This window comes from Mesorhizobium sp. M0715 (assembly GCF_040320355.1).
In the GTDB taxonomy this organism is placed as follows: Bacteria; Pseudomonadota; Alphaproteobacteria; order Rhizobiales; family Rhizobiaceae; genus Mesorhizobium.
The window spans coordinates 67,398-87,415 of the sequence record NZ_JAMYPL010000005.1 but is presented as its reverse complement, the minus strand read 5'-3'; the positions used below and the strand labels follow the sequence as shown (position 1 = coordinate 87,415).

General features: G+C 61.8%; 23 protein-coding genes and 1 tRNA gene. 10 read left to right on the top strand and 14 right to left on the bottom strand.

The window, feature by feature from the left end; all coding sequences use genetic code 11:
• Positions 1-165 precede the first annotated feature (165 nt).
• The 3 genes from NKI21_RS08135 to NKI21_RS08125 form a co-directional block, all read right to left on the bottom strand.
• Positions 166-251: transfer RNA gene (locus NKI21_RS08135), tRNA-Leu, on the bottom strand.
• A gap of 284 nt (positions 252-535) precedes the next feature.
• On the bottom strand, positions 536-1,201 hold the full coding sequence (locus NKI21_RS08130) for an outer membrane protein (RefSeq protein WP_023812168.1): 666 nt from the start codon (positions 1,199-1,201) through the stop codon (positions 536-538).
• Between the two features lie 93 nt (positions 1,202-1,294).
• Positions 1,295-2,146 (bottom strand): alpha/beta fold hydrolase, encoded by an 852-nt coding sequence (locus tag NKI21_RS08125; RefSeq protein WP_352552344.1) that lies wholly within the window; start codon positions 2,144-2,146, stop codon positions 1,295-1,297.
• Between the two features lie 147 nt (positions 2,147-2,293).
• Between NKI21_RS08125 and ade the strand changes: the two genes are divergently transcribed.
• Positions 2,294-4,102 carry an adenine deaminase gene (gene ade, locus NKI21_RS08120; RefSeq protein ID WP_352865223.1) on the top strand — a complete coding sequence of 603 codons (1,809 nt, stop codon included), beginning with the start codon at positions 2,294-2,296 and terminating at the stop codon, positions 4,100-4,102.
• A gap of 25 nt (positions 4,103-4,127) precedes the next feature.
• On the opposite strand, the gene NKI21_RS08115 is transcribed toward ade, so the two are convergent.
• Together NKI21_RS08115 and NKI21_RS08110 are read right to left on the bottom strand one after the other, a co-directional pair.
• The gene (locus NKI21_RS08115) at positions 4,128-5,291 is read right to left on the bottom strand and encodes an alpha/beta hydrolase (protein WP_023812165.1); all 1,164 of its coding nucleotides are present in this window, start codon (positions 5,289-5,291) and stop codon (positions 4,128-4,130) included.
• A gap of 143 nt (positions 5,292-5,434) precedes the next feature.
• A complete protein-coding gene (locus tag NKI21_RS08110; protein ID WP_023812164.1) occupies positions 5,435-6,508 on the bottom strand; it encodes an alpha/beta hydrolase in 1,074 nt (357 codons plus the stop codon).
• A 465-nt stretch (positions 6,509-6,973) separates the two neighbouring features.
• Between NKI21_RS08110 and ilvA the strand changes: the two genes are divergently transcribed.
• Complete coding sequence (ilvA, locus tag NKI21_RS08105; RefSeq protein ID WP_352865219.1) at positions 6,974-8,230, top strand: threonine ammonia-lyase IlvA; 1,257 nt, start codon at positions 6,974-6,976, stop codon at positions 8,228-8,230.
• Positions 8,231-8,244: 14 nt separating this feature from the next.
• Entirely contained in the window at positions 8,245-8,805 is a 561-nt protein-coding gene (locus NKI21_RS08100; protein WP_352609721.1) for a DUF1697 domain-containing protein, read from the top strand.
• A gap of 8 nt (positions 8,806-8,813) precedes the next feature.
• On the opposite strand, the gene NKI21_RS08095 is transcribed toward NKI21_RS08100, so the two are convergent.
• Both NKI21_RS08095 and gloA read right to left on the bottom strand, forming a co-directional pair.
• Positions 8,814-9,107, bottom strand: a complete 294-nt coding sequence (locus tag NKI21_RS08095) for a DUF2218 domain-containing protein (protein WP_127415469.1) — start codon at positions 9,105-9,107, stop codon at positions 8,814-8,816.
• Between the two features lie 147 nt (positions 9,108-9,254).
• Positions 9,255-9,695, bottom strand: a complete 441-nt coding sequence (gloA, locus tag NKI21_RS08090) for a lactoylglutathione lyase (protein ID WP_127332092.1) — start codon at positions 9,693-9,695, stop codon at positions 9,255-9,257.
• Between the two features lie 238 nt (positions 9,696-9,933).
• Between gloA and NKI21_RS08085 the strand changes: the two genes are divergently transcribed.
• From NKI21_RS08085 to NKI21_RS08075, 3 genes are read left to right on the top strand one after another with little or no spacing between them, the layout of a single operon-like run.
• Positions 9,934-10,509 (top strand): cold-shock protein, encoded by a 576-nt coding sequence (locus tag NKI21_RS08085; protein WP_352609724.1) that lies wholly within the window; start codon positions 9,934-9,936, stop codon positions 10,507-10,509.
• Positions 10,510-10,533: 24 nt separating this feature from the next.
• Positions 10,534-11,094 carry a DUF192 domain-containing protein gene (locus NKI21_RS08080; RefSeq protein WP_352609635.1) on the top strand — a complete coding sequence of 187 codons (561 nt, stop codon included), beginning with the start codon at positions 10,534-10,536 and terminating at the stop codon, positions 11,092-11,094.
• Between the two features lie 20 nt (positions 11,095-11,114).
• Positions 11,115-11,882, top strand: a complete 768-nt coding sequence (locus NKI21_RS08075) for an alpha/beta fold hydrolase (RefSeq protein ID WP_352865214.1) — start codon at positions 11,115-11,117, stop codon at positions 11,880-11,882.
• A gap of 33 nt (positions 11,883-11,915) precedes the next feature.
• Here the strand turns inward: NKI21_RS08075 and NKI21_RS08070 are convergent, their stop codons facing one another.
• A complete protein-coding gene (locus tag NKI21_RS08070; RefSeq protein ID WP_352865211.1) occupies positions 11,916-12,518 on the bottom strand; it encodes an HD domain-containing protein in 603 nt (200 codons plus the stop codon).
• A 147-nt stretch (positions 12,519-12,665) separates the two neighbouring features.
• Here NKI21_RS08070 and cysE point away from each other — a divergent pair, with 147 nt between their 5' ends.
• Complete coding sequence (cysE, locus tag NKI21_RS08065; RefSeq protein WP_013531333.1) at positions 12,666-13,514, top strand: serine O-acetyltransferase; 849 nt, start codon at positions 12,666-12,668, stop codon at positions 13,512-13,514.
• A 287-nt stretch (positions 13,515-13,801) separates the two neighbouring features.
• A complete protein-coding gene (locus NKI21_RS08060) occupies positions 13,802-14,005 on the top strand; it encodes a DUF3126 family protein (protein WP_013531334.1) in 204 nt (67 codons plus the stop codon).
• A gap of 62 nt (positions 14,006-14,067) precedes the next feature.
• Here the strand turns inward: NKI21_RS08060 and NKI21_RS08055 are convergent, their stop codons facing one another.
• The gene (locus NKI21_RS08055; RefSeq protein ID WP_352552330.1) at positions 14,068-14,793 is read right to left on the bottom strand and encodes a hypothetical protein; all 726 of its coding nucleotides are present in this window, start codon (positions 14,791-14,793) and stop codon (positions 14,068-14,070) included.
• Between the two features lie 125 nt (positions 14,794-14,918).
• Here NKI21_RS08055 and NKI21_RS08050 point away from each other — a divergent pair, with 125 nt between their 5' ends.
• Together NKI21_RS08050 and NKI21_RS08045 are read left to right on the top strand one after the other, a co-directional pair.
• Complete coding sequence (locus NKI21_RS08050; protein ID WP_127291442.1) at positions 14,919-15,260, top strand: DUF6949 family protein; 342 nt, start codon at positions 14,919-14,921, stop codon at positions 15,258-15,260.
• A 19-nt stretch (positions 15,261-15,279) separates the two neighbouring features.
• Positions 15,280-15,807: a gamma carbonic anhydrase family protein gene (locus NKI21_RS08045; protein ID WP_352865207.1), complete on the top strand. Its 528-nt coding sequence runs from the start codon at positions 15,280-15,282 to the stop codon at positions 15,805-15,807.
• 44 nt (positions 15,808-15,851) lie between these two features.
• Here the strand turns inward: NKI21_RS08045 and NKI21_RS08040 are convergent, their stop codons facing one another.
• The 5 genes from NKI21_RS08040 to NKI21_RS08020 all read right to left on the bottom strand — a co-directional run bounded on the left by NKI21_RS08040 (position 15,852) and on the right by NKI21_RS08020 (position 19,878).
• Positions 15,852-16,412 (bottom strand): ankyrin repeat domain-containing protein, encoded by a 561-nt coding sequence (locus NKI21_RS08040; RefSeq protein WP_023812152.1) that lies wholly within the window; start codon positions 16,410-16,412, stop codon positions 15,852-15,854.
• Positions 16,413-16,527: 115 nt separating this feature from the next.
• Positions 16,528-17,280 (bottom strand): NYN domain-containing protein, encoded by a 753-nt coding sequence (locus tag NKI21_RS08035; RefSeq protein ID WP_352865203.1) that lies wholly within the window; start codon positions 17,278-17,280, stop codon positions 16,528-16,530.
• A gap of 293 nt (positions 17,281-17,573) precedes the next feature.
• Positions 17,574-18,182, bottom strand: a complete 609-nt coding sequence (locus tag NKI21_RS08030) for a transglutaminase-like cysteine peptidase (RefSeq protein WP_352439927.1) — start codon at positions 18,180-18,182, stop codon at positions 17,574-17,576.
• 269 nt (positions 18,183-18,451) lie between these two features.
• On the bottom strand, positions 18,452-19,069 hold the full coding sequence (locus NKI21_RS08025) for a PilZ domain-containing protein (protein ID WP_023812149.1): 618 nt from the start codon (positions 19,067-19,069) through the stop codon (positions 18,452-18,454).
• Between the two features lie 176 nt (positions 19,070-19,245).
• Positions 19,246-19,878 carry a PAS domain-containing protein gene (locus NKI21_RS08020; protein ID WP_027039196.1) on the bottom strand — a complete coding sequence of 211 codons (633 nt, stop codon included), beginning with the start codon at positions 19,876-19,878 and terminating at the stop codon, positions 19,246-19,248.
• Positions 19,879-20,018 lie beyond the last annotated feature (140 nt).

Here is a 20,018-nt window from a genome sequence, read left to right as displayed (position 1 = left end):
GGCTTCGGAGGACGCTCCTTTGTCTAAGCGGTGTCGCGCCTTCAGGCGACCCGCTTCAGGTCTTTGTCTTTGTGCATGTCGCTCTCCCAAAACCGAGGTCACTTTGGGCGACATGCACTAACGAGCTTCAGGTGGCCCGCCACCCCAAGCTCGAAGAGCGAAGGCTGGTGCGGACGACGGGAATCGAACCCGTACGATCAGAGATCGAGGGATTTTAAGTCCCTTGCGTCTACCAATTCCGCCACGTCCGCAGGCCAGCCCTTTTCAGACGCCTGACACAGGCCGTCAAGTCGTGTTGTTGAGCGTTCGCCGAACGTGCAAACAGACGGGGCGGCTTGATGATACTGGCGCGATCACGGAATTATCGGCGCGGCGGGTAGTGGTAGGATGCCTGTGTGGTGGATTTGATCTGCCAAGGCCGGCGCCTCTCAGGCCCAACCCATTCCCCCCGCCCACTGGGAGCGTCGGCCACCCTTCCATGAAAGAGCCCTTTGAGTGGTTGCCTGGTCCGGCAGCGTCGCGATTGTGGCCCTGCTCAGAACTTGTAGCTCAAATTGATGCCTACCGTGTTGAGCTTCACGTTCTGATCGCGATCGTTGAAGGGTTCCGCCACGTCGTAGTGCTCGGAGCCGAAATCATAGTAGCGATACTGTGCGCCGACGACGAACTTGTCGGTCAACGCGTAGTCGACGCCGGCACCCACGGTCCAGCCGACATTCGTGCGCGTGCTGGCGAACGCCGGACCCGCGACTTGCGATGTTTCGATGCCGGCAAAGGCGACGCCGCCAATGCCGTAGACCAGCAGGCGATCCATGGCGTAGCCGGCCTTGGCGTTGACCGACCCGAACCACTTGATGTCGGTGCCGAATGTGCTTCCCAGCGCCGATACCGTCGTGCCGCCGACCGAGGAATAGTTGAGGTCCGCCTCGGCGCCGAGCACCGCCTGGTTGAACTGCCACAGGCCTGCGACATGGCCGCCGACAAAACCGCCGTCAATGTCGGGCGCGATGGAAAACGGCGCGCCTTCTGTCACCGATATATCGGATTGGCCCCAGCCATAGCCGGCCTGCAGACCAGCGTAGTAGCCCGTCCAGTCGAAGCCGGGCGCGGTCATAGGCACGTCGACCGCTGGGTCGGCTGCAAAAGCCGGCACGGCCAGAACGGCAAGAAAACCGGCACTTGCGACTATCAGTCGACGCATCGAACTCCCCAAATGACGATTCAGAAAGGTCCTCGCCAGAAGGATAACCGCATTCGCCGCAATCGCAATCCCCCTGTCGCCGCACAGAATCCTCTATTTGGCGTCGATGAAGTCCAGCACAGCCTGGTTATATTCGTCCGGCGCTTGCAGCATGGCGAAATGACTGGCGTTGGGCAGGATAATCAGCTTCGCGCCCGGGATGACGGAGGCGATATATTCGGTGTGTTCGCGCTTGATCGCTTCGTCATGGTCGCCGGCAACGATCGCCGTCGGCGTGGTTATCTCAGCGAGCTGCTCCTTGGTCCACGCCGGCTCGGTCTCCCACATATGGCTCATCTGCGCCACGAAGGCGTCATACTGGTCCGGTGTTTTCGACATCTTCTTGTATTCGCGGCCGGAGCGGTCGATGTAGGCGGCAAAGGTCTTGTTGGTCATCACGCCCGGATCGACGCCGTCGGTGGTTACGTTGGCGGCTTGCGCAAAGAGCCTTGTCAGCCGCTCCGGATGATGCAGTGCGATGTCGATACCGATAATTCCGCCATCGCTCCAGCCGACGAGCGCGGTCTTGTCGATCTTCAGGTGATCGAGCAGCGCCAGATAGTCCGACGCCATCAAGTCATAGCCATAGGGCTGCTCGGTGCGGGTGGAGCGGCCGTGACCACGGCTGTCGGCGACGATCACCTTGTGCGTCTTGGAAAACGTGGCCACCTGGCTGGCCCAGATGTCGGCGTGGCCGAGGCCACCATGGATGAGCAGCACGGGGTCACCCGCTCCGAAAACGGCGTAGTACATATGGATGCCGTTCACCGGCGCATATCCGCTCTGATCGGGTTTGGGCATGGCTGCAGGCTCCGGCAAGGTCTGCCAACGTTCCTCGGCGGCGGCAAAAGCGCTCGAGGCGGCGAACAAGATGACGATGGCGAACACTTTGCAAAAACGGGTCATGTTTTCCCCTTACGGCTCGGTCCGTAGCCAGAATCGCGCTTTGGCCAGCTTAGTCAACAAGCTCAGTCTGCCGCGGTGTGTTGGCCCGACGGCTCTGGCGGCGCCCGCCGACATTTGCGAGACTGGCGACAACCGAAGGAATCGCCAATGACGAAAGCAACGCCCGCAAAACCCAGACCGTGGACCGAGATGGCGACACATCTGGTCGATGTCGCCATGGGGCGCAAACCCGCTGACCTGGTCGTCCGCAACGGCCGTTGGGTGAACGTCCATTCGGGCGAGATCATCGCCGGCACCGACATCGCCATCGCCGGCGGTCGTTTCGCTTATTGCGGGCCGAACGCCAGCCATGCCATCGGCCAGGGCACCAAGGTGGTCGACGCCGGCGGGCGCTATCTGGTGCCCGGCCTCTGCGACGCGCATATGCATGTCGAGAGCGGCATGGTGACGGTGACCGAGTTCTGCCGGGCCGTTATTCCGCGCGGCACTACCTCTATGTTCATCGACCCGCACGAGATCGCCAATGTTCTGGGTCTGCCCGGCGTGCGGCTGATGCATGACGAAGCGGTCGCCATGCCCATCAACGTGCATGTGCAGATGCCGTCCTGCGTGCCTTCGGCGCCGGGGCTGGAACATGCCGGCGCCGAGCTGACGGTCGCCGATGTCGAGGAGGCGATGACCTGGGAAAACATTATCGGCCTGGGCGAAGTGATGAATTTTCCCGGTGTCGCCGCCAATGATCCTGTCATGTCGGGCGAGATCGCGGCGACGGTTCATGCAGGCAAGACGGTCGGCGGCCACTATGCCTCGCGCGATCTCGGCCTGCCGTTCCATGGCTATGTCGCCGGCGGCCCCGAGGACGACCATGAGGGCACACGCGCCGAGGACGCCATTGCCCGGGTGCGCCAAGGCATGAAGGCGATGCTGCGGCTGGGCTCGGCCTGGTACGACGTCGCCTCGCAGATCAAGGCGGTGACGGAGAGCGGCATCGACCCGCGCAACTTCATCCTGTGCACCGACGACAGCCATTCCGGCACGCTGGTCCAGGAAGGCCATATGGACCGCGTGGTGCGCCACGCCATCAGCCAAGGCTTGAAGCCGGTGACGGCGATTCAGATGGCGACGCTCAACACCGCCCAGCATTTCAAACTGGAGCGCGAGATCGGCTCGATCGCGCCGGGCCGGCTGGCCGACCTGCTGATCGTATCGGATCTCGCCGCAATGACCATCGACGAGGTCTATGCACGCGGCGTCAGGCTGGCCAAGGGCGGCAAGCTCGAAATCGACATTCCGGCCTATGATTACCCGAAGACGGCGAAGAACACCGTCAAGCTCGGCAAGAAGCTGAAGGGCGGCGACTTCGATATCGTTGCTCCCAAAGGCGCCAACGAGGTGCGGGTGCGCGTCATCGGCGTCATCGAGAACCAGGCGCCGACGCGCGCGCTGGAGGCCGATCTGCCGGTCGAGGACGGGCTGGTCGCCATGGACCGCCGCAACGACATCTGCCAGATCGCGCTGGTCGAGCGCCACCGGGGCACGGGCGGCGTCACCAACGCCTTCGTTTCCGGCTTCGGCTATATGGGCGACTGCGCCATGGCGTCCAGCGTCGCGCATGACGCCCATCACATCATCTGCGTCGGCACCAACAAGCAGGACATGGCGCTGGCCGTCAATCGCCTGGGTGCGATCGGCGGCGGCGTCGTGCTGTTCTCCAAGGGCAAGGAACTGGCGCTGGTCGAAATGCCGATCGCCGGGCTGATGTCGGACGAGCGGGCGGAAATCGTCGCGGCCAAGGCCGAGAAGCTCACCGAGGCGATGCGCAAGATGGGCTGTTCGCTGAACAACGCCTACATGCAGCACTCGCTGCTGGCGCTGGTCGTCATTCCCGAACTCAGGATTTCCGATGTCGGCCTGATCGACGTGACGACGTTCCAGAAGGTTGATCTTTTCGTTTGAGATCAGCCGTCTGCGCTCGGCCGGTTCACCCGCCGGTGGCGATGGTCAGCACCTTGAACGGCGTGGTGATGACGATCTCGGCGACCGAGCCGACGGCCTTTCCGAGGCCCTGGCCGAGATTGTTGAGCTGAGTCGGGACGGGCTCGTCCGAGGCAAGGCCGGCAGGCGCCCGCAGCCGGTCGCCCAGCAGTTGCACCAGCATCGGGTTGTCGGCGAATTTGGCGTGGTTGAGGCGGTCACCGCCCTTGGCCTGGGAAAGATCGACCACCGACACGCCATAGCTGGCGAGGTCCGCCGCATCGCCATAATCGCCGACGCGCGGCTTGTCGCCCGAGATCAGGGAGGACAGCTTGAGAGCCCGGTCATCCGCCGAGAGCAGGATGGCGAATGGCTTGTCGGGTTTGCCGTAGCGGATCATCTGCTTCTTGAAGACGTCGACATCGATGTCGGGCGAGGCCAGGATGACGTAGCCGAGTTTGTCGTCGAGATCGCGATCGCCGGTGATGGCAAGCTGGCGCAGAGCCTCCATGGTCACCCAGGTCCCCATCGAGTGGGCGATGATGTCGATGCTCTTGACCTTGGTCTTGGCCAGCATCCTGAGCGTCGCCTCGAGGTCGTCGCGCGCTGCGTTGGCGCTTTCCTTGTCGTAGATGTAACCCGTGGTCTTGCCGCTCGAAGCCCACGAGAACAGCACCGGCGTGCCGGGATATTTCGTGTCGTGGGCGATCTGCGTCAGCCGGTAGATGCCGTCGTCGAAACCGTTGTTGAAGCCGTGCACGAAAACCAGCGCACGGTCGCCGCGCATGGAAATGTCGGCGCCGACCGCCTTGGCGAATTGCGGCGCGCCTTCATAGAAGGTGACGTCCTTGGCGGTGAAATCCTTGGCCGGATTGCTGTTCGCGGATCCCTTGGCCCGCTCGATGGCGCCGACCTGATGGTTTTTCGGGACGGTGACGTCGACACGGGCAAAGCTGGTGGTCAGCGAGCGATCGCCGTCGAACACCTGTCGCGGGTCTTTTGTTGCCCTCTGGCGTGTCGTGGCGACGAAGATCTCATGCGTGGCCGCGATGTCGGAAGCGGGCACCGTGACCGTCGTCCTGTTGAGCAGGTCGTGCGTTTTCCCGCCGGCGCAGCCGGTGACAGCGAGCGTCAATGCAACGACGAGATAACTCTTCGAACGCATGGTCATACGCCGGCTCCCGCAAAGGGGGACGTCAAACGCATGACGTCGCTGGCTATTCCGATAAGGCCGGAGACCGGCGCGGTCCAGTTCAAAGTGAATCGATACATCCGCAGTGGTGAACAGGCACGGCGAAAACCGCGGGACCGCATCTATTGTCCAAGCAGGCCGATACGATCGGTCACGTCACGGTCGCTGGCAAAGCCGTCATCCTCGCGCAGCCGCTGTCCGATCATCTTCACCAGCGTCGGATTGTCGGCGAACTTCGTATGGTTGAAGCTGTCCGATCCCTTGACCTTGGACAGGTCGACGACCGTCACGCCATAGGAGGCAAGATCGGCGGCATCCTTGTAGTCGCCGACGCGCGGCCGTGAACCGGCGATCAGGCCGGAGAGCCGCAGCGCGCGGTCGTCGTCCGACAACAGCAGGATGAATGGCTTGTCGGGCTTGCCATAGCGCCGCATCTGGCTCTTGAACACGTCGACATCGATGTCGGGCGAGGCCAGCACCACGTCGCCGAGCTTGCCGCCGAGGTCGCGGTCGCCGGTGATGGCCATCTGGCGCAGCGTTTCCATGGTGACCCAGGTTCCGAGCGAATGCGCGACGATGTCGATGCGCCGCGCGCCGGACTGCTCCAGCATCCTGAGCGTCACCTCCAACTGGTCGCGGGCAGCGCTGGCGCTTTCCTTGTCATAGACGTAGTCGGTGGTCCTGGCGCCCGATGCCCAGGAAAACAGCACTGGTGTGCCGGGATAGCCGGAATCATGGACGATCTGGGTCAGGCGATAGACGGCGGCATCGAAGCCGGTGTTGTAGCCATGCACGAAGACCATGACGCGGCCGCCACGCGCCGCGATGTCGGCGTTGAGCGCGCTGGAGAATTTCGGCTGCGTGTCGTAGCCGACGACCTCGGAAGCCATGAAATATTTGGCCGGGTCGTCCGACTTGCCGCGCGAGCGGCGCTCGATCTGGCCGGTCTTGTGAAGCCCCGGAACGGTGACGTTGACGCGGGCATAGTTCAGCGTCGCCGAGCGTTCGCCGTCGAAAACCTTGTTGGGATCGTCGGATTTCTTGCGCGTCGTGGCGATGAAGATCGAGTGGTTGCCGGCAATCTCCGTCACCGGCGCGGACACCATGGCGCTGCCCAGCAATTCCTGTGTTTGCTGGCCGGCGCAGCCGGCGACGAACAAGGCCAGGACAACGGTAAAAATCTTCTTCAAAGGCACGCCTGAATTTCCAACTCCGGCCGAAAGGCCTGTCTATCCTCACGATACCTCCCGGACAGGCAGAGTGCGGCAGAACTAAGTCATGTCCAGTCGAAATGTGATCGGCGCCCCGCTGCGGGCATCGCAGTGTTGCGCGAAAGCCAAAATGGCGGAAAACGCCTGCGTGATCCGCGCAATAAGCGCCGTCGCCGCCGGCCTTCCAATTCCCGCAGAGATAGCGATTTCAAGCCGCCCGGTGCGAGGGGGCATTAGAATGCACCCGCAAGTAGCTGAAAGTATTCCGCAAAATTTCCGCCCGGAAGGACGCACATGATGGACGATGGCGCCGCGTAGCCGGATATGCAATACGCGGGCTCGCGCCGCACCTTGTCCGGGCGCTCAACAACCGACGTGCGCGACCCGATCAATGATAGAGGTCCGCGGACAGCGTGCAACGCAAGGCGGCTTTCCCAAGGGTGGTTTCCGATGAACAGTTTCTCTTCCCGTGTTGCTGCCGCTGCCGCCGCGATCCGCCAGATCTTCCCTGAAACGCCGCTGCAGGAAAACGATTATCTGTCGAAAAAGACCGGTGCGCGGGTGCTGTTGAAGCGCGAGGATCTGTCGCCGGTCCGCTCCTACAAGATCCGCGGCGCCTTCAATTTCTTCCGCAAGACACTGGCGGCCGGCAACGAGGCTGAACTGTTCGTCTGCGCGTCGGCCGGCAACCACGCGCAGGGTTTTGCTTTCGTCTGCCGCCATTTCGGCAGGCGAGGCGTTGTGTTCATGCCGGTGACGACGCCGCAGCAGAAGATCGACAAGACCAGGCTGTTCGGCGGCGATTTCATCGAGATCAGACTGGTCGGCGATTTCTTCGACGACTGCTATCGCGCTGCCTTGGAATTCACCGGCAGTTCCGGCGCCCATATGGTGCCACCCTTCGATCACAAGGACATCATCGAGGGCCAGGCAACCGTCGCCTACGAGATCGCAGACCAGATGCCGGGCGCCCGCATGCCCGATATCGTCATGCTGCCGGTCGGCGGTGGCGGACTTGCCGCGGGCGTCACCCATTATTTCGCCGATCAGGGCAGGCAAGCACGGTTCGTCTTCTGCGAACCGGCCGGCGCGCCGAGCCTGCGCGAGAGCCTCGCGGCGGGAAAACGGCTCAAACTCGCCAAGGTCGACAATTTCGTCGATGGCGCCGCGGTGGCCGAGATCGGCCGCGAGCCGTTGCGTCATCTCAAGGATTTTCCAGCTGACACGGTGCGACTGATCCCGGAAAACCGGCTCTGCGCCACCATGATCGAAATGCTCAACGTCGAAGGCGTCGTGCTGGAGCCGGCCGGCGCGCTGGCGATCGATGGGCTCAAGGATTTCTCCAAGAAGGAGATCAGGGGCAAGACCATCGTCGCCGTGGTTTCGGGCGGCAATTTCGATTTCGAGCGGCTGCCGGACGTCAAGGAACGGGCGTTGCGCTTCGAGGGGCTGAAGAAATACTTCATCATCCGCTTTCCGCAGCGGCCCGGCGCGCTGCGAGACTTCCTCGAACTGCTCGGGCCCGACGACGACATCGCCCGTTTCGAATATCTGAAGAAATCGGCGCGCAATTTCGGTTCGGTGCTGATCGGCATCGAAACCAGGGACCGCCGCAATTTCGATCTGCTCAAGGCGAAGTTCGAGGCCGAGGGCGTCCAGTATCAGGACATCACCGACAACGAGACACTGGCCGGGTTCATCATATGAGCGATCGGGATCAAATGATTGATCCGGGAAAAATCTTCGTCGCGCTGTTTTCCGGCATCAATGTCGGCGGCAATCGCATCGTCAAGATGGCGGAGCTGCGGTCGTTCTTCGAGGGGCTCGGCTTCTCCGATGTCGCCACCTATGTGCAGAGCGGCAATGCCGTGTTCCGGGCGAAAGAGGGCGAAGCGGTCACGTTGACGAAACAGATCGAAGCAGCCTTCGAGAAGAAATGGGGTTTTTATTCGCGCATCATGGTGCGTGATCTCTCGTGGTTCGAGCGGCTGGTGAACGAAAACCCTTACCCGGAAGTTGCCGGGGACCATACCAAGCTGCACGCCTATGTGCTGGAGCGCGAGCCGACAGCGGACGAGGTGGCGCGGCTGACCGAAAAGTGCACCGGCCCCGAACGCTTCGAGATCAAGGGCGATGTGCTCTACTTGCACGCACCGGACGGGCTGGGCAAGTCGGTGTTTGCCGGGCTGATCCCGCGCACGCTGAAAGTGCCGGGTACCGCACGCAACTGGCGCTCGGTGCAGGCGCTGCTGGAGATGGCTGCTCAGGCCGGTGGGAAGTAAGTCGCCGCCTAAGCTGCCGGAGCGGGTTTCCAGTCGAAGGTCAGCTCTTCGCGGAAAGCAAAGCGCTTGATGTGATCGGCGACAACGCTTTCCAGGCGCTCGATCGATCCTGCTTCGTCGGTCGACACCGTGATATGCAGTGTCGCCGCATCGGCATCCATGACGGTACGGCCCATTGAGAGATCGATGGTGCCGTGGGTGGGATCGAACTCGACCGGGAATTTATGCGCCCAGTGCTTGCACAGCTGCTGCAGGTAGCGGCTGGCATGTTCGGTGGCGACGTCGGCATGGCTGGTCGGCATGGATTCTCCTGGGCAAGCGCCTGTTGTGTGGCCGGGGCACCGGCCCAAGCCTGGCGCCTCAGCCGGACAGATAGGCGCCGCCCCTGAAAAACCAAACGGTACCGGGCTCATCAGCCTGGTATTGTCCGCTCAAGACAGCGTGATCGGCTACCAGCTTCCGGTGTTCGCCATCGAAGCCCAGGGCTCCGCCTTGGCCTTGGCCGGGCCTTTCTGCAGAAGCTCGATCGAGATGCCGTCCGGCGACTTGACGAAGGCCATGTTGCCGTCGCGCGGCGGCCGGTTGATGATGACGCCATTGTCCATCAGGTGCTGGCAGGTGGCGTAGATATCGTCGACCTCATAGGCGAGGTGGCCGAAATTGCGCCCGCCCTTGTAGTCTTCGGGATCCCAATTGTAGGTCAGTTCGACCAGCGGTGCCTTGTCGGCGATGCCGCTTTGCTCGTCTTCCGAGGCTGCGAGGAAGATCAGCGTGAAGCGGCCCTGCTCGTTTTCGTAGCGGCGCACTTCCTTGAGGCCGAGCTTGTTGCAGTAGAAGTCGAGCGAGGCATCGACGTCGGTGACGCGGATCATGGTGTGCAGATAGCGCATGTGATTTCCTCGATAAATTGCGTTGCGGCGCAACATAGGGTCGGCCCTGTCAAAGGGCAATCGTGCGGCGGTGCGCAATGCCGGCAAAGAACAAATCCGGTATTGCCCAAATGAACCGTGAAAAAAGGCACGGCAGGTCTTGCACAGACCGGAAGCCGCAGTGTTAATCTGTTGGCAAGAATCAGTTGCGGTGTTCTTGAAAAGAGGGGGCATTCTTATGGGGGAAAAGGCCTCTTTCATGGGGCGGGACGGACCCCTTGGCGACGCCCCGCAGCGTGACGAAGGCGGCGACGCCGCCGACCTGCGAGAAATTGCCGGCGCCATCAAGTGGTTCGATGTGGCCAAGGGCTATGGTTTCATCCTCCCGGATGACGGCATTTCGGGCGACATCCTCCTCCATGTGACATGTCTTCGAAGGGACGGCTTTCAGACGGCCCTGGAGGGCGCGCGCGTGGTCTGCCTTGTCAAACATGGCGACCGCGGATTGCAGGCCTTCCGGGTGCTCTCCATGGACCTCACCACCGCGGTCCATCCGGCCGAGATGCAGGAGCAGCGCACCCATGTCGCGGTGACGCCGGAGAGCGGTCTCGAACGCGCCTTGGTGAAATGGTTCAACCGCACCAAAGGGTTTGGTTTTCTCACCCGCGGCGAGGGTACCGAGGACATCTTCGTCCATATGGAGACCTTGCGCCGTTACGGTATCACCGAGCTTCGGCCGGGGCAGGTCGTGCTGGTTCGTTTCGGGCGCGGCGACAAAGGCCTTATGGCCGCCGAAATTCACCCCGATATGGGGACCTTGCCGGTCTCGCATTAAGGCGTTTCCGGCCGAGGATCTCGAATGGCTTACAGGAACTGGCTGACCGCGGGCGCGATGTGCGCGATTGCCTTCATCGCCGCCGCCGGTGGTTACTTCTATTCCGAAAAGCCGACCTCTGCGGACAGCCGGGCGATGATCCTTCCGGCCGATCCGGCGCCATTGGTCGTGGTGACGAAAGGCGGTGATCGCTCTTTTTCCATCGAAGTCGCCGACACCGCCGCGGAGCGCGAAGCCGGTTTGATGTATCGCCAGGACATGGCGGACAACCACGGCATGCTGTTCGTCTTCGAGGTTCAGCAGCAGGTTGGCTTCTGGATGCACAACACGCCAATGTCGCTTGATCTGATTTTCGTCGGCCAGGATGGCAAGATCCGGGCGGTCAAGCACGGCGAGCCGCAATCGGACGCCGTCATTTCGCCCGGCGTACCGGTGCGCTTCGTGCTCGAGCTCAAGGCCGGCACTGCCGCCAGGAACGGCATCGAGTATGGCGACCTTTTGCGCCATCCGGCCGTGGGCACGGTATCCGGCCCCGGCATGCCACCAGCCGACAATGGCGATGCGCCAAATGGCGGTGGCGGTTGAGCACACAGGCGGGATCGCAGATGCAGTCTTTCACCCATGACGGCTTCGAGCTTGCCTTCCTCGACCGCCAGCCGGCATCGGGCGAGGGCGATCCGGTGCTGATGATCCATGGCTTCGCCTCGAGCCATTATGTCAACTGGGTATCGCCCGGCTGGTTCAAGACGCTGAACGATGCCGGTTACCGCGCCATCGCCTTCGACAATCGCGGCCACGGCTCGTCGTCGAAGAGCTATGAGGAGGCCGACTACACGCCGGTCAAGATGGCTTCCGATGCCGCTGCCTTGCTCGGCCATCTCGGCATCGAGCGCGCCCATGTCATGGGTTATTCGATGGGCGCCCGCATCGCGGCGTTCATGGCGCTGTCCGATCCGGACAAGGTGGCGACGCTGGTCTTCGGCGGTCTCGGCATCGGCATGGTCGACGGTGTCGGCGATTGGGATCCGATCGCCGCCGCCCTGCTTGCCGAAGATCCAGCCGCGACTACCCATCCGCGCGGCCGGTCGTTTCGCGCCTTCGCCGACCAGACCCGCAGCGATCGCCGGGCCTTGGCCGCTTGCATCGCCAAATCGCGCGAATTGCTGAGCGAGCAGGATATCGCCCGCATGGCCCAGCCGACGCTGGTCGCCGTCGGAACCACCGACGACATTGGCGGCTCGCCCGATGAGCTTGCAGCGTTGATGCCGAACGCCAGCGCCTTTCACATCGAGGGCCGGGATCATATGCTGGCCGTCGGGGACAAGACCTTCAAGCAGCGCGTGCTGGAGTTCTATGCCGAGAATCCGCTCTGAGCGGACGGCGAGGGACGCGGGACGTGACTGCCCTCAGCCTGTGGTGAGAGCCGCCAGCGACCGCGCCATGTTTTCCCGGGCCTGCCGTTCAAAGCGTTGCCGGAATTCCTCGGTGTGGAAAATGTGTGGGCGGGCGAGGAAATTCTTCAAGACCGCACTGCGTCCGGCTCGCCACATCGGCTCCTCCACCCAGTGATACTCGCGCCGCACGGCGCGCTCATAGGCGTCGAAGGCGTCCGGCGTGGCTCCCAGGATCGACAGGTCCATATCCAGAAAAAGACTTGCGTCCCGTATGGCCGCCGCGTCGTCGAACGGCGGCACCTGATGCGTGGCGGTGGCGACGATCATTGCCGAGATGCGGTCGAGACGTGAAGAATCCGCGCGGCCCGCCAGCTCTTTCTCGGCAAGGGCCGCACTTTGCGCCTCATTGTCCTTGGCCTTACTGTCGTAGATGGCATCGTGGAACCAGATCGCCGCTTCGATCGCCTCGGGGTCGCCGAGCAACCTTCGATAGTCGCCAGCGACCGCCAGCATTGCCTTGATATGGGAAAGGTTGTGATAGTGGCGGCCTGGCGCCCGGTAGAGAGCCGAAAGCTCGCTTTTCAGCGCGTCGTCGATCAAGGGCTCGTTTTCCATGGCTGCTTGAATTCCCGCGAACCAAATCCATTTGACAAAGCACTAAGGAAAATTGAGTTCAATCGTGCTATGATCTGGCTTATATGTGCGGCCAGGCAACAGGCAAGCACAACAGGCAAGCCAGGCAGGACGCAGGACCAGACGGCGATGAACAGCATCAGCATTTCCCGACACAGCGCATTGAAGCCGGTCGATCCGATCTGGCGTTCGATCCGCGACGAGGCCATGGAGGCTGTCAACCGCGATCCGCTGCTCGCTGCATTCCTTTATTCGACCATCCTCAACCAGGACAGCCTGGAGGAGGCGGTCATTCATCGGCTGGCCGAGCGGCTGGCGCACCAGGACATCGGCTCCGATCTCATCCGCCAGACCTTCAAGTCCATGCTGGCCGACGACAAGGAGTGGCCGACGACGGTGCGTGTCGACATCCAGGCCTATTACGATCGCGATCCGGCTTGCGACCGCTTCATCATGCCTGTGCTCTATTTCAAGGGTTTCCACGCCATCCAGACCCATCGGCTGGCGCATTGGCTGTGGAACCAGGGGCGCAAGGATTTCGCGCTCTACCTGCAGAGCCGCTCGTCCTCTGTCTTCCAGACCGACATCAACCCGGCCGCCCGCATCGGCAAGGGCATCTTCATCGACCACGCCACCGGCCTCGTGGTCGGCGAGACGGCGGTCATCGAGGACGACGTGTCGATCCTGCATGGTGTGACATTGGGCGGTACCGGCAAAGCCGGCGGCGACCGTCACCCCAAGATCCGCTATGGCGTGCTGATTGGCGCCGGCGCCAAGATTCTCGGCAACATCGAAATCGGCCATTGCTCGAAGATCGCGGCCGGCTCGGTGGTGCTGTCGCCGGTGCCGCACAACAAGACGGTTGCCGGCGTGCCGGCCCGCGTCGTCGGCGAGACCGGCTGCGATCAGCCGTCGCGCCAGATGGACCAGCTTCTACCGTCGCAGACAATGGATCAGGTCGTCAGCTTCGACATCTGATTGTCATATGTCCGTTGCCTGCGGCCGTGGGCAGACATGGGCGATTGTTTCTCGCCCAAGGTCTGTTGAGATTCAGGTCAGGCCGAGCCGAAAATGGTGGGTTCCGAGAACCGGAGCGGAGCGTACGTTTGGGTACGTGAGCACCGGAAGCGCAGGAAACCGCCATTTGCAGGCCGGCCTCACGTGAATATCAACAGACCTTAATCAGGCCGCTTGCCTTTACATGGCCATTGTCGACGTGCCAGAAGCGCGTTCGAACGAGCAAGCCCGATGATCGGAGAAGACTGTTGAAGCCGGACGAAATCAGAAAGCTGGACGCCTATTTCAAGCGCGTCTTCCAAAACCCCAAGCTCGAGGTCAAGGCGCGGCCGCGCAAGGACGATTCGGCCGAGGTCTATGTCGGCGACGAATTCCTCGGCATCGTCTTCAAGGACGAGGACGACGGCGACTACAATTTTTCGATGGCAATTCTCGACATCGATCTGGCCTGAGCCAGCAAATCTTGCGGTCGGTCGGCTCATGCGGCCGGCCAGCCGGTTCCCTTGAAGCGTTTTTAGCCTCCCGCCTTCAGAACGCGCCCGGCTTCAGTGGCGATTGCCGCGTCGAGCGCCTGCCAGTCGCCCAAAAACTCCCTTGGGAAGCGATAGGTGAGGCTGAGTTCGTCGCCGACCTGAATGTCGCGCTCGCAAGGCGCCAGCGATTGCTCGGCACTCGGCCCGCTCAGGCAACGGGCCACGAACGGCTCCCTTCCGGGGCGATTGCCGACAACCAGAACCTCGTTCAGATAGCCTGATTTCTCGTTGAAACCATAGATCATCGTGCCGCTAGGCCCGGCAATGCCGGGTCGGGTGATCAACGCGCTGTAGATCGGCGCGAAGCGGCCACTCATGTCACGCGACATCATCTGCTGTTCGAAGGACAGGAAGACGATGTTCTTGACTGTGCCCGTGTGGTTGAAATCGTTGCGCGCCGGCTCGCTGTAGCCGTCCATCTGGGGATAGCGCAGATAGAGGTCGAGCCGCGAGGCGATGCCGTCGCGCCGGGCCTGGGCGAAACGGATGGCGTTGGCCGGGACAGCGATGACATTGTTGCCGATCACCACCTGGTGGACCGTTGCGTCGTCGGTGTATCCGGCCATGGCGATCGAGTGGCCGAACCATTTGCCGCCAAGGCTGATCGCCACCGACAACAGGGCGAGCACCGCGAACCCGTAGAGCACCCGCTTCATCAGCGTGGAATCGACCACGGTAAGTTCGTTGGCGAGCGCTGCCTGCTTCATCTCAGTCCTCGAATCTCGGGCCGCCCGTCCGCCTCCAGTGTCCCTGGGCGGCACACATCGCACGGCACGGCTCTTGCAGCCTGCATGGAACGACTGTGCAATTTCATGGTAAATGGAAAGTTAAGATGGGACCGCTGGAACTCACACTCTTTGCTTTTGCCGTCGGGTTGACGGCCTGCGGGCTGGCCGGATCGGCCATGGAACTGGTGTCGGGCCGCAAGGTCGCCTTCACCGAACCCTATGTGTCGCCGTCACATGTCTTGCGCTCGTTGCTCGCCACGGCCTGTGCCGGACCCTTCATGCTGGTGAACGATGCCATCGATGCTCGGCGTCAGCGCCGCATTTCAACGTTGGCGCTGATGTCCTGCGGCTGCACGGCAATTGCGTGGACCTTGGCGCTGGGCGTCGTCGTGCTTGCCATTGCCTCATGGACGGTCCGTCTCCTAGGGTCCGAGCTGCCAGGCTGAGACGATTCGGAGACCAGAAATGCCGCTTTATGCGATCGATGGAGCAGAGCCCAGCTTCGCCGATGCTGACTCGAACTGGATCGCGCCCGATGCGACGCTGATCGGCGACGTCAGGGTCGGACGCAATGCCGGCTTCTGGTTCGGCGCCGTCATCCGCGGCGACAACGAGCCTATCGTCATCGGTGCCGACACCAATGTGCAGGAACATACGGTGATGCACACCGATCCCGGCTTCCCGCTGACGATCGGGGAGGGCTGCACGATCGGCCACCGCGCCTTGCTGCATGGCTGCACGATCGGCGACAACAGCCTGATCGGCATGGGCGCCATCGTGCTGAACGGCGCGAAAATCGGCAGGAATTCGCTGGTCGGCGCCGGCGCGCTGGTCACAGAAGGCAAGGAATTCCCGGACAATTCGCTGATCGTCGGCTCGCCTGCCAAGGCGATCAGGGTGCTGGACGACGCGGCCGTGGCAAGGTTGCGCGGCTCGGCGGCGCACTATGTCGCCAACGGCAAGCGCTTCAAGGTTGGGTTGAAGAAGGTCTGAGGCCGGTTTGGCCACCTGTCGGCGAGGGTTCGTCGCGCCCCAACTCACTGTTCGTTGGAGCTGCGCCCGGCCATCGCATCGCGCAGCAATGAAGCACCGGCTTCAAAGCCGGCAATCTCGGCCTCTTCCACGGCCGTCCTGTAGTTATCGATGCGGGTTTCGAGTGCCGGGTCGGCGCCCGCCACCAAAAGCAGGCGGATCGCATCGGCACTGCGGATTGCCACCGAATAGTGAAGCGGCGTCCAATCGTTCACACCCCGCATGTTCGGGTCGGCGCCGCCGTCGATCAATACCCGCACGATGTCCAGCCTGTCGGCCCGGTCGGTGGACAGCGCCGCAATGACGGACGGAAACCCGCCGTGATCCTGATAGTTCGGATCCGAGCCAACATCCAGCAAGGTCGAGATGAAACCGACGGGGCTCCAATAGATCGCATATTCCAGCGGATGCCCGAGGCCGAGTTCAAACGGCATGCGCTCATCGAACCAGCGGGGCGAGCCGCCCAGGGCTACGCCGAGGCCTTCGAAATCGCCGGCCTTGAAGGCATCGTCGATCGCCTTGAACAGACGATGACGTTCGCACCGATCTTCCGGGATTTCCAACATCGCCGTGATCCAGAAGGCGAAACTGACGGCCTATAGTGCCTCGATCTGCTGCCGGCGGAAAGGTGGTCGCGACGTTCTGATGCGCTCGTTGGGATATGTGGTCCCCTGGCCACCGCTACGCGGCTTTGTTTTTTGCTTTCTTCCCTGCCGTAGGCTTGGTCCGTATTCGCATGCCTCCACCCTTAGGGGTTTCGATTTCAAATGCATCCGTACTCCTCACCAGATCGCTCAGTTTGCTGAAGCCGTAGGTGCGAGGGTCAAAATCTGAAAACAGGTTTGACAGCTGCTTTCCAAATGTGCCGAGCAATACCCAACCATCCTCACTGTCCATCTGACCAATGACTTTCTTGAGTATGGGCATCGCAGCGCTGGACGATTGAAGCGGCTTGGCTGCAGGCGCGGTATCTTGAATGTTGGCCACGCCACGTAGAAGATTTTCGGTGTAGATGAAACGGCGGCATGCCTGCCGAAAACTCTCTGGTGTCTTCTGCTCGCCGAACCCGAATACATCGACACCCTGTTCGCGAATGCGGGCGGCAAGCCGGGTGAAATCACTATCGGAAGAAACCAGGCAGAAACCATCGAAGCGACCGCTATGGAGGAGATCCATGGCATCGATCACCAGCGTGATATCTGAGGCGTTCTTCCCGGTGGTATAGGCGAACTGCTGCTGCGGAATGATCGCATGCTTTGACAAGACGTCAGTCCATCCCTTCGACCGGACGTTTGAAAAGTCACCGTAGATGCGGCGGACGCTGGCTTCACCGATCTTCGCGATCTCCGCGATCAGGCTGTCGGCAATCTTGGCGGAAGCGTTGTCGGCGTCGATAAGAACCGCAAGGCGAGGTGATCGGGGCTCGGGAGGCATGCGACACTTCCTGCGGCTGGCGCCCTCTCAAGATTCGAACTCTAGCCGGCGAAACCATTGCCAAACCACGGTTCGCGCTACTTGCTGTTGTAGCAGAGGTGGGCTGCAAACAGGAATCTAAGGAATAGAAATCGTGACATTGTCAAGATTTCAATGGACCGCCAGAAATGGCGGAGCCGGCCCGGGGACGGGGCCGGCTCCTTTCACCCGGTCGTTGGGGACGGGGAGGGTGGGGACTCGACCGGGTTTCTCCTGAAGCGCCTCGCATTCACGCGGCGCGCTTGAGCTCTGTTCTAGCGGACGCTGGCGACCGCGTCGGAGCGGCCGTCATTGATCGTCACCCAAACGCCGGAATTCTGGTCCGACTGGCGCTTGAGATAGGTGTAGTCGGTGTCCGTCCAGGACAGGACCTTGGTCTCGAGATTGTCGAGGATGAATTCTCCGAGGCTGGTGCGCACTGTCAGCACCGCGTGGCCGTCGCCATTCGGCTGGCGCGCCACCGTCATCAGCAAATTGCCGGCCGGCATGCCCGCATCCATCAACTCGCGGCGCTTTTCCAGCGCGTAATCCTCGCAATCGCCATAGCCATTGGCCGGATAGGCCCAATATTCCTCGACACCGTAGTTTTCCATGTCGGTGCGCGGCTTGATGCGGGTGTTGACCGAATTGTTGACGTTGACGATCGTCGCCCACAGTTTGCGGGTCAGTTCGATCGGCGCACCCTTCGGGGTCCGTTCGCTGCATTCGCCAGGACTGCGCTGGCAGAACTCATAATGACCAACAGGCTGGGTGGTGCGTCCGCCGGTGTGCATATAGGCCGGTCCCGCGGCATATGCTGATCCCCAAGCGGAAAGCTGCATCGCCATTGCCACCAGCAACAGCTTGCCCCTCGTTTTCTTCATTGTTGTAGTCTCCCCGTTCGAAGGAGACATTGCCACATGTGGATTTATTTGACGCAAAAGCGCGAAGTAGATATTGAGTAAAACGCCAGTAGAATAAACGTAAAATTTGAATCATTTGAGTATTAATTCGTTTGGATCTTGAGGCGCCATCTCGGCGCGCGGAGGGCTCCAAGCCCCGCCTAAAGTGGCCTAAGCATGCCGGTCATGGCGTCGAAAACAAAAAACCGGCCACAAGGGCCGGTTTCCTGGAGTGTCGCTGTCGGGCCTGCTCAGGTGCGTGGCGTGTTGAATTCGGAATCGAGCGTTTCGGGGCGCTGGATCACAGCGAATTCGATGGCGACGCCGTCCTCGAAATGACGCACGACCTGCCCGCGCATGGTGCCAAGCATAACCTGGATGCCGATCGCCGGCTTGACGTCGATCTCGACCGCGGCGCCGGAGAGCGAAAGGTCGATGATACGGCACTGGTACTGGCGACCGTCGGTGAGCTGCAGCACGCTGGTCGGATTGCGCGGCGCGACGCGCTCGTGGCGGCGATCTTCCGGCAGGTCGAGTTCATGCTTGTTGGCGAGCCAGGTCAATTGCGCGGCCAGCTTGTCCTTCTTGCGATCCGACGCGATGACGGTCATCGCGAAACCGTCCTGCAAGGTGCGCGTGACGACACCTTCGATGCGGCCGATATGATCGATGTAGGCAATGATTTTTTCGCCGGGCATGCCGATGCGGTCGGTGCGAAACGCGACGTTGCCCGGTGACATGTCGACGACCTGGCAGGGGTGTTCGGTGCGGTCTTCCAGCATGAAGCGTCCGTAGATTTTGACCCGGACGCGCTGAAAGTTACGCCTTTCAGCTTGGGACGGCGCATAGTCGACCGCCGCTGACCTCATGACTGCCTACACCCCGTTTGGCATCCCGCGCGCCGATGCGAGGAACTTCATCAGAGAAGTACAACAAAGCGGGTTAACAAAGGGAAAAAGCGGGCGCTCCAAGGTTTCCTTTTTGCAGGCCGTGGTGCCAAAACAGCCGCGCAGTTTTGGGCGACGTGCATCAGGCCGTAAACGGACTATTCCTCGCGCCCGCCATCGAAGACGACGAGATGGCGGATGCGGCGCGCCCGGCCGAGCGCCGAGATCGTCTCGGGTGCTCCAAGTTCATCGGGAGCGAGCGAGGGAACATCGATGGCCGGACGGTTGTTGAGGAGCTCCTTCTCCGGATCGATGACGCGGATCGAATCGATCAACGCATCGGTGATCGGGTCGGCGCCCAGCCAGAAGGGCTTCTCCACGGCGCTGATGACGCCCAGGCAGCGTGGATTTTCGACGCCGCCGTCAAGCGGCAGGGCAAGCAGTTCGAACTTGTTGGAGCGCCCGTTGCGGCTGAAGCCCTCATAGCTGATGAGCACGACCGACTTCTGCTCGAAGACGCCGTGGATCAGCCGCGAGACCAGCCGTTGATCCTTCTCGCGCCACAGCGACGGAAAGGAAAACCCCTTGAGTTCTCGGCCGTAGCAGGCGCAAAGCCTGGTGCCGGCGAGCCGGAATACGGCTTGCCCGCGCGTGTCCCGCTCCAGGATAAAGGTGTCGGCCAGCAGCGACTTGATGTCGGCCGGTTCGACCTCCGAACGCTTCGGGGCAGGGCGTCCATCACGCAGGCGGTTCCAATATTGGAACAGCGTGATCGATCCATTCTGGTTCATGCTATGCTGCTCCGCGCAATCTGTCGTCTGATGTCCCATCGGTGAACAGAAGGGCGCCCTCCGATGACCTACATGCGTTGCGGAGCAGGAAGCGTGCCAGCGTCGTTAACACTTGTTCACGGGTCGGGGCCGTTAAGGTT

Bases quoted from the DNA above. Each gene is read 5' to 3' on its own strand.
- NKI21_RS08020 (WP_027039196.1), bottom strand. From the start codon at position 19,878: ATGAACCAGAATGGATCGATCACGCTGTTCCAATATTGGAACCGCCTG.
- NKI21_RS08050 (WP_127291442.1), top strand. From the start codon at position 14,919: ATGGGACCGCTGGAACTCACACTCTTTGCTTTTGCCGTCGGGTTGACG.
- NKI21_RS08085 (WP_352609724.1), top strand. From the start codon at position 9,934: ATGGGGCGGGACGGACCCCTTGGCGACGCCCCGCAGCGTGACGAAGGC.
- NKI21_RS08040 (WP_023812152.1), bottom strand. From the start codon at position 16,412: ATGTTGGAAATCCCGGAAGATCGGTGCGAACGTCATCGTCTGTTCAAG.
- NKI21_RS08075 (WP_352865214.1), top strand. From the start codon at position 11,115: ATGCAGTCTTTCACCCATGACGGCTTCGAGCTTGCCTTCCTCGACCGC.
- ade (WP_352865223.1), top strand. From the start codon at position 2,294: ATGACGAAAGCAACGCCCGCAAAACCCAGACCGTGGACCGAGATGGCG.
- NKI21_RS08045 (WP_352865207.1), top strand. From the start codon at position 15,280: ATGCCGCTTTATGCGATCGATGGAGCAGAGCCCAGCTTCGCCGATGCT.
- gloA (WP_127332092.1), bottom strand. From the start codon at position 9,695: ATGCGCTATCTGCACACCATGATCCGCGTCACCGACGTCGATGCCTCG.
- NKI21_RS08070 (WP_352865211.1), bottom strand. From the start codon at position 12,518: ATGGAAAACGAGCCCTTGATCGACGACGCGCTGAAAAGCGAGCTTTCG.
- NKI21_RS08080 (WP_352609635.1), top strand. From the start codon at position 10,534: ATGGCTTACAGGAACTGGCTGACCGCGGGCGCGATGTGCGCGATTGCC.
- NKI21_RS08095 (WP_127415469.1), bottom strand. From the start codon at position 9,107: ATGCCGACCAGCCATGCCGACGTCGCCACCGAACATGCCAGCCGCTAC.
- NKI21_RS08125 (WP_352552344.1), bottom strand. From the start codon at position 2,146: ATGACCCGTTTTTGCAAAGTGTTCGCCATCGTCATCTTGTTCGCCGCC.
- NKI21_RS08100 (WP_352609721.1), top strand. From the start codon at position 8,245: ATGATTGATCCGGGAAAAATCTTCGTCGCGCTGTTTTCCGGCATCAAT.
- NKI21_RS08025 (WP_023812149.1), bottom strand. From the start codon at position 19,069: ATGAGGTCAGCGGCGGTCGACTATGCGCCGTCCCAAGCTGAAAGGCGT.
- NKI21_RS08035 (WP_352865203.1), bottom strand. From the start codon at position 17,280: ATGCCTCCCGAGCCCCGATCACCTCGCCTTGCGGTTCTTATCGACGCC.
- NKI21_RS08055 (WP_352552330.1), bottom strand. From the start codon at position 14,793: ATGAAGCAGGCAGCGCTCGCCAACGAACTTACCGTGGTCGATTCCACG.
- cysE (WP_013531333.1), top strand. From the start codon at position 12,666: ATGAACAGCATCAGCATTTCCCGACACAGCGCATTGAAGCCGGTCGAT.
- NKI21_RS08130 (WP_023812168.1), bottom strand. From the start codon at position 1,201: ATGCGTCGACTGATAGTCGCAAGTGCCGGTTTTCTTGCCGTTCTGGCC.
- NKI21_RS08030 (WP_352439927.1), bottom strand. From the start codon at position 18,182: ATGAAGAAAACGAGGGGCAAGCTGTTGCTGGTGGCAATGGCGATGCAG.
- ilvA (WP_352865219.1), top strand. From the start codon at position 6,974: ATGAACAGTTTCTCTTCCCGTGTTGCTGCCGCTGCCGCCGCGATCCGC.
- NKI21_RS08115 (WP_023812165.1), bottom strand. From the start codon at position 5,291: ATGACCATGCGTTCGAAGAGTTATCTCGTCGTTGCATTGACGCTCGCT.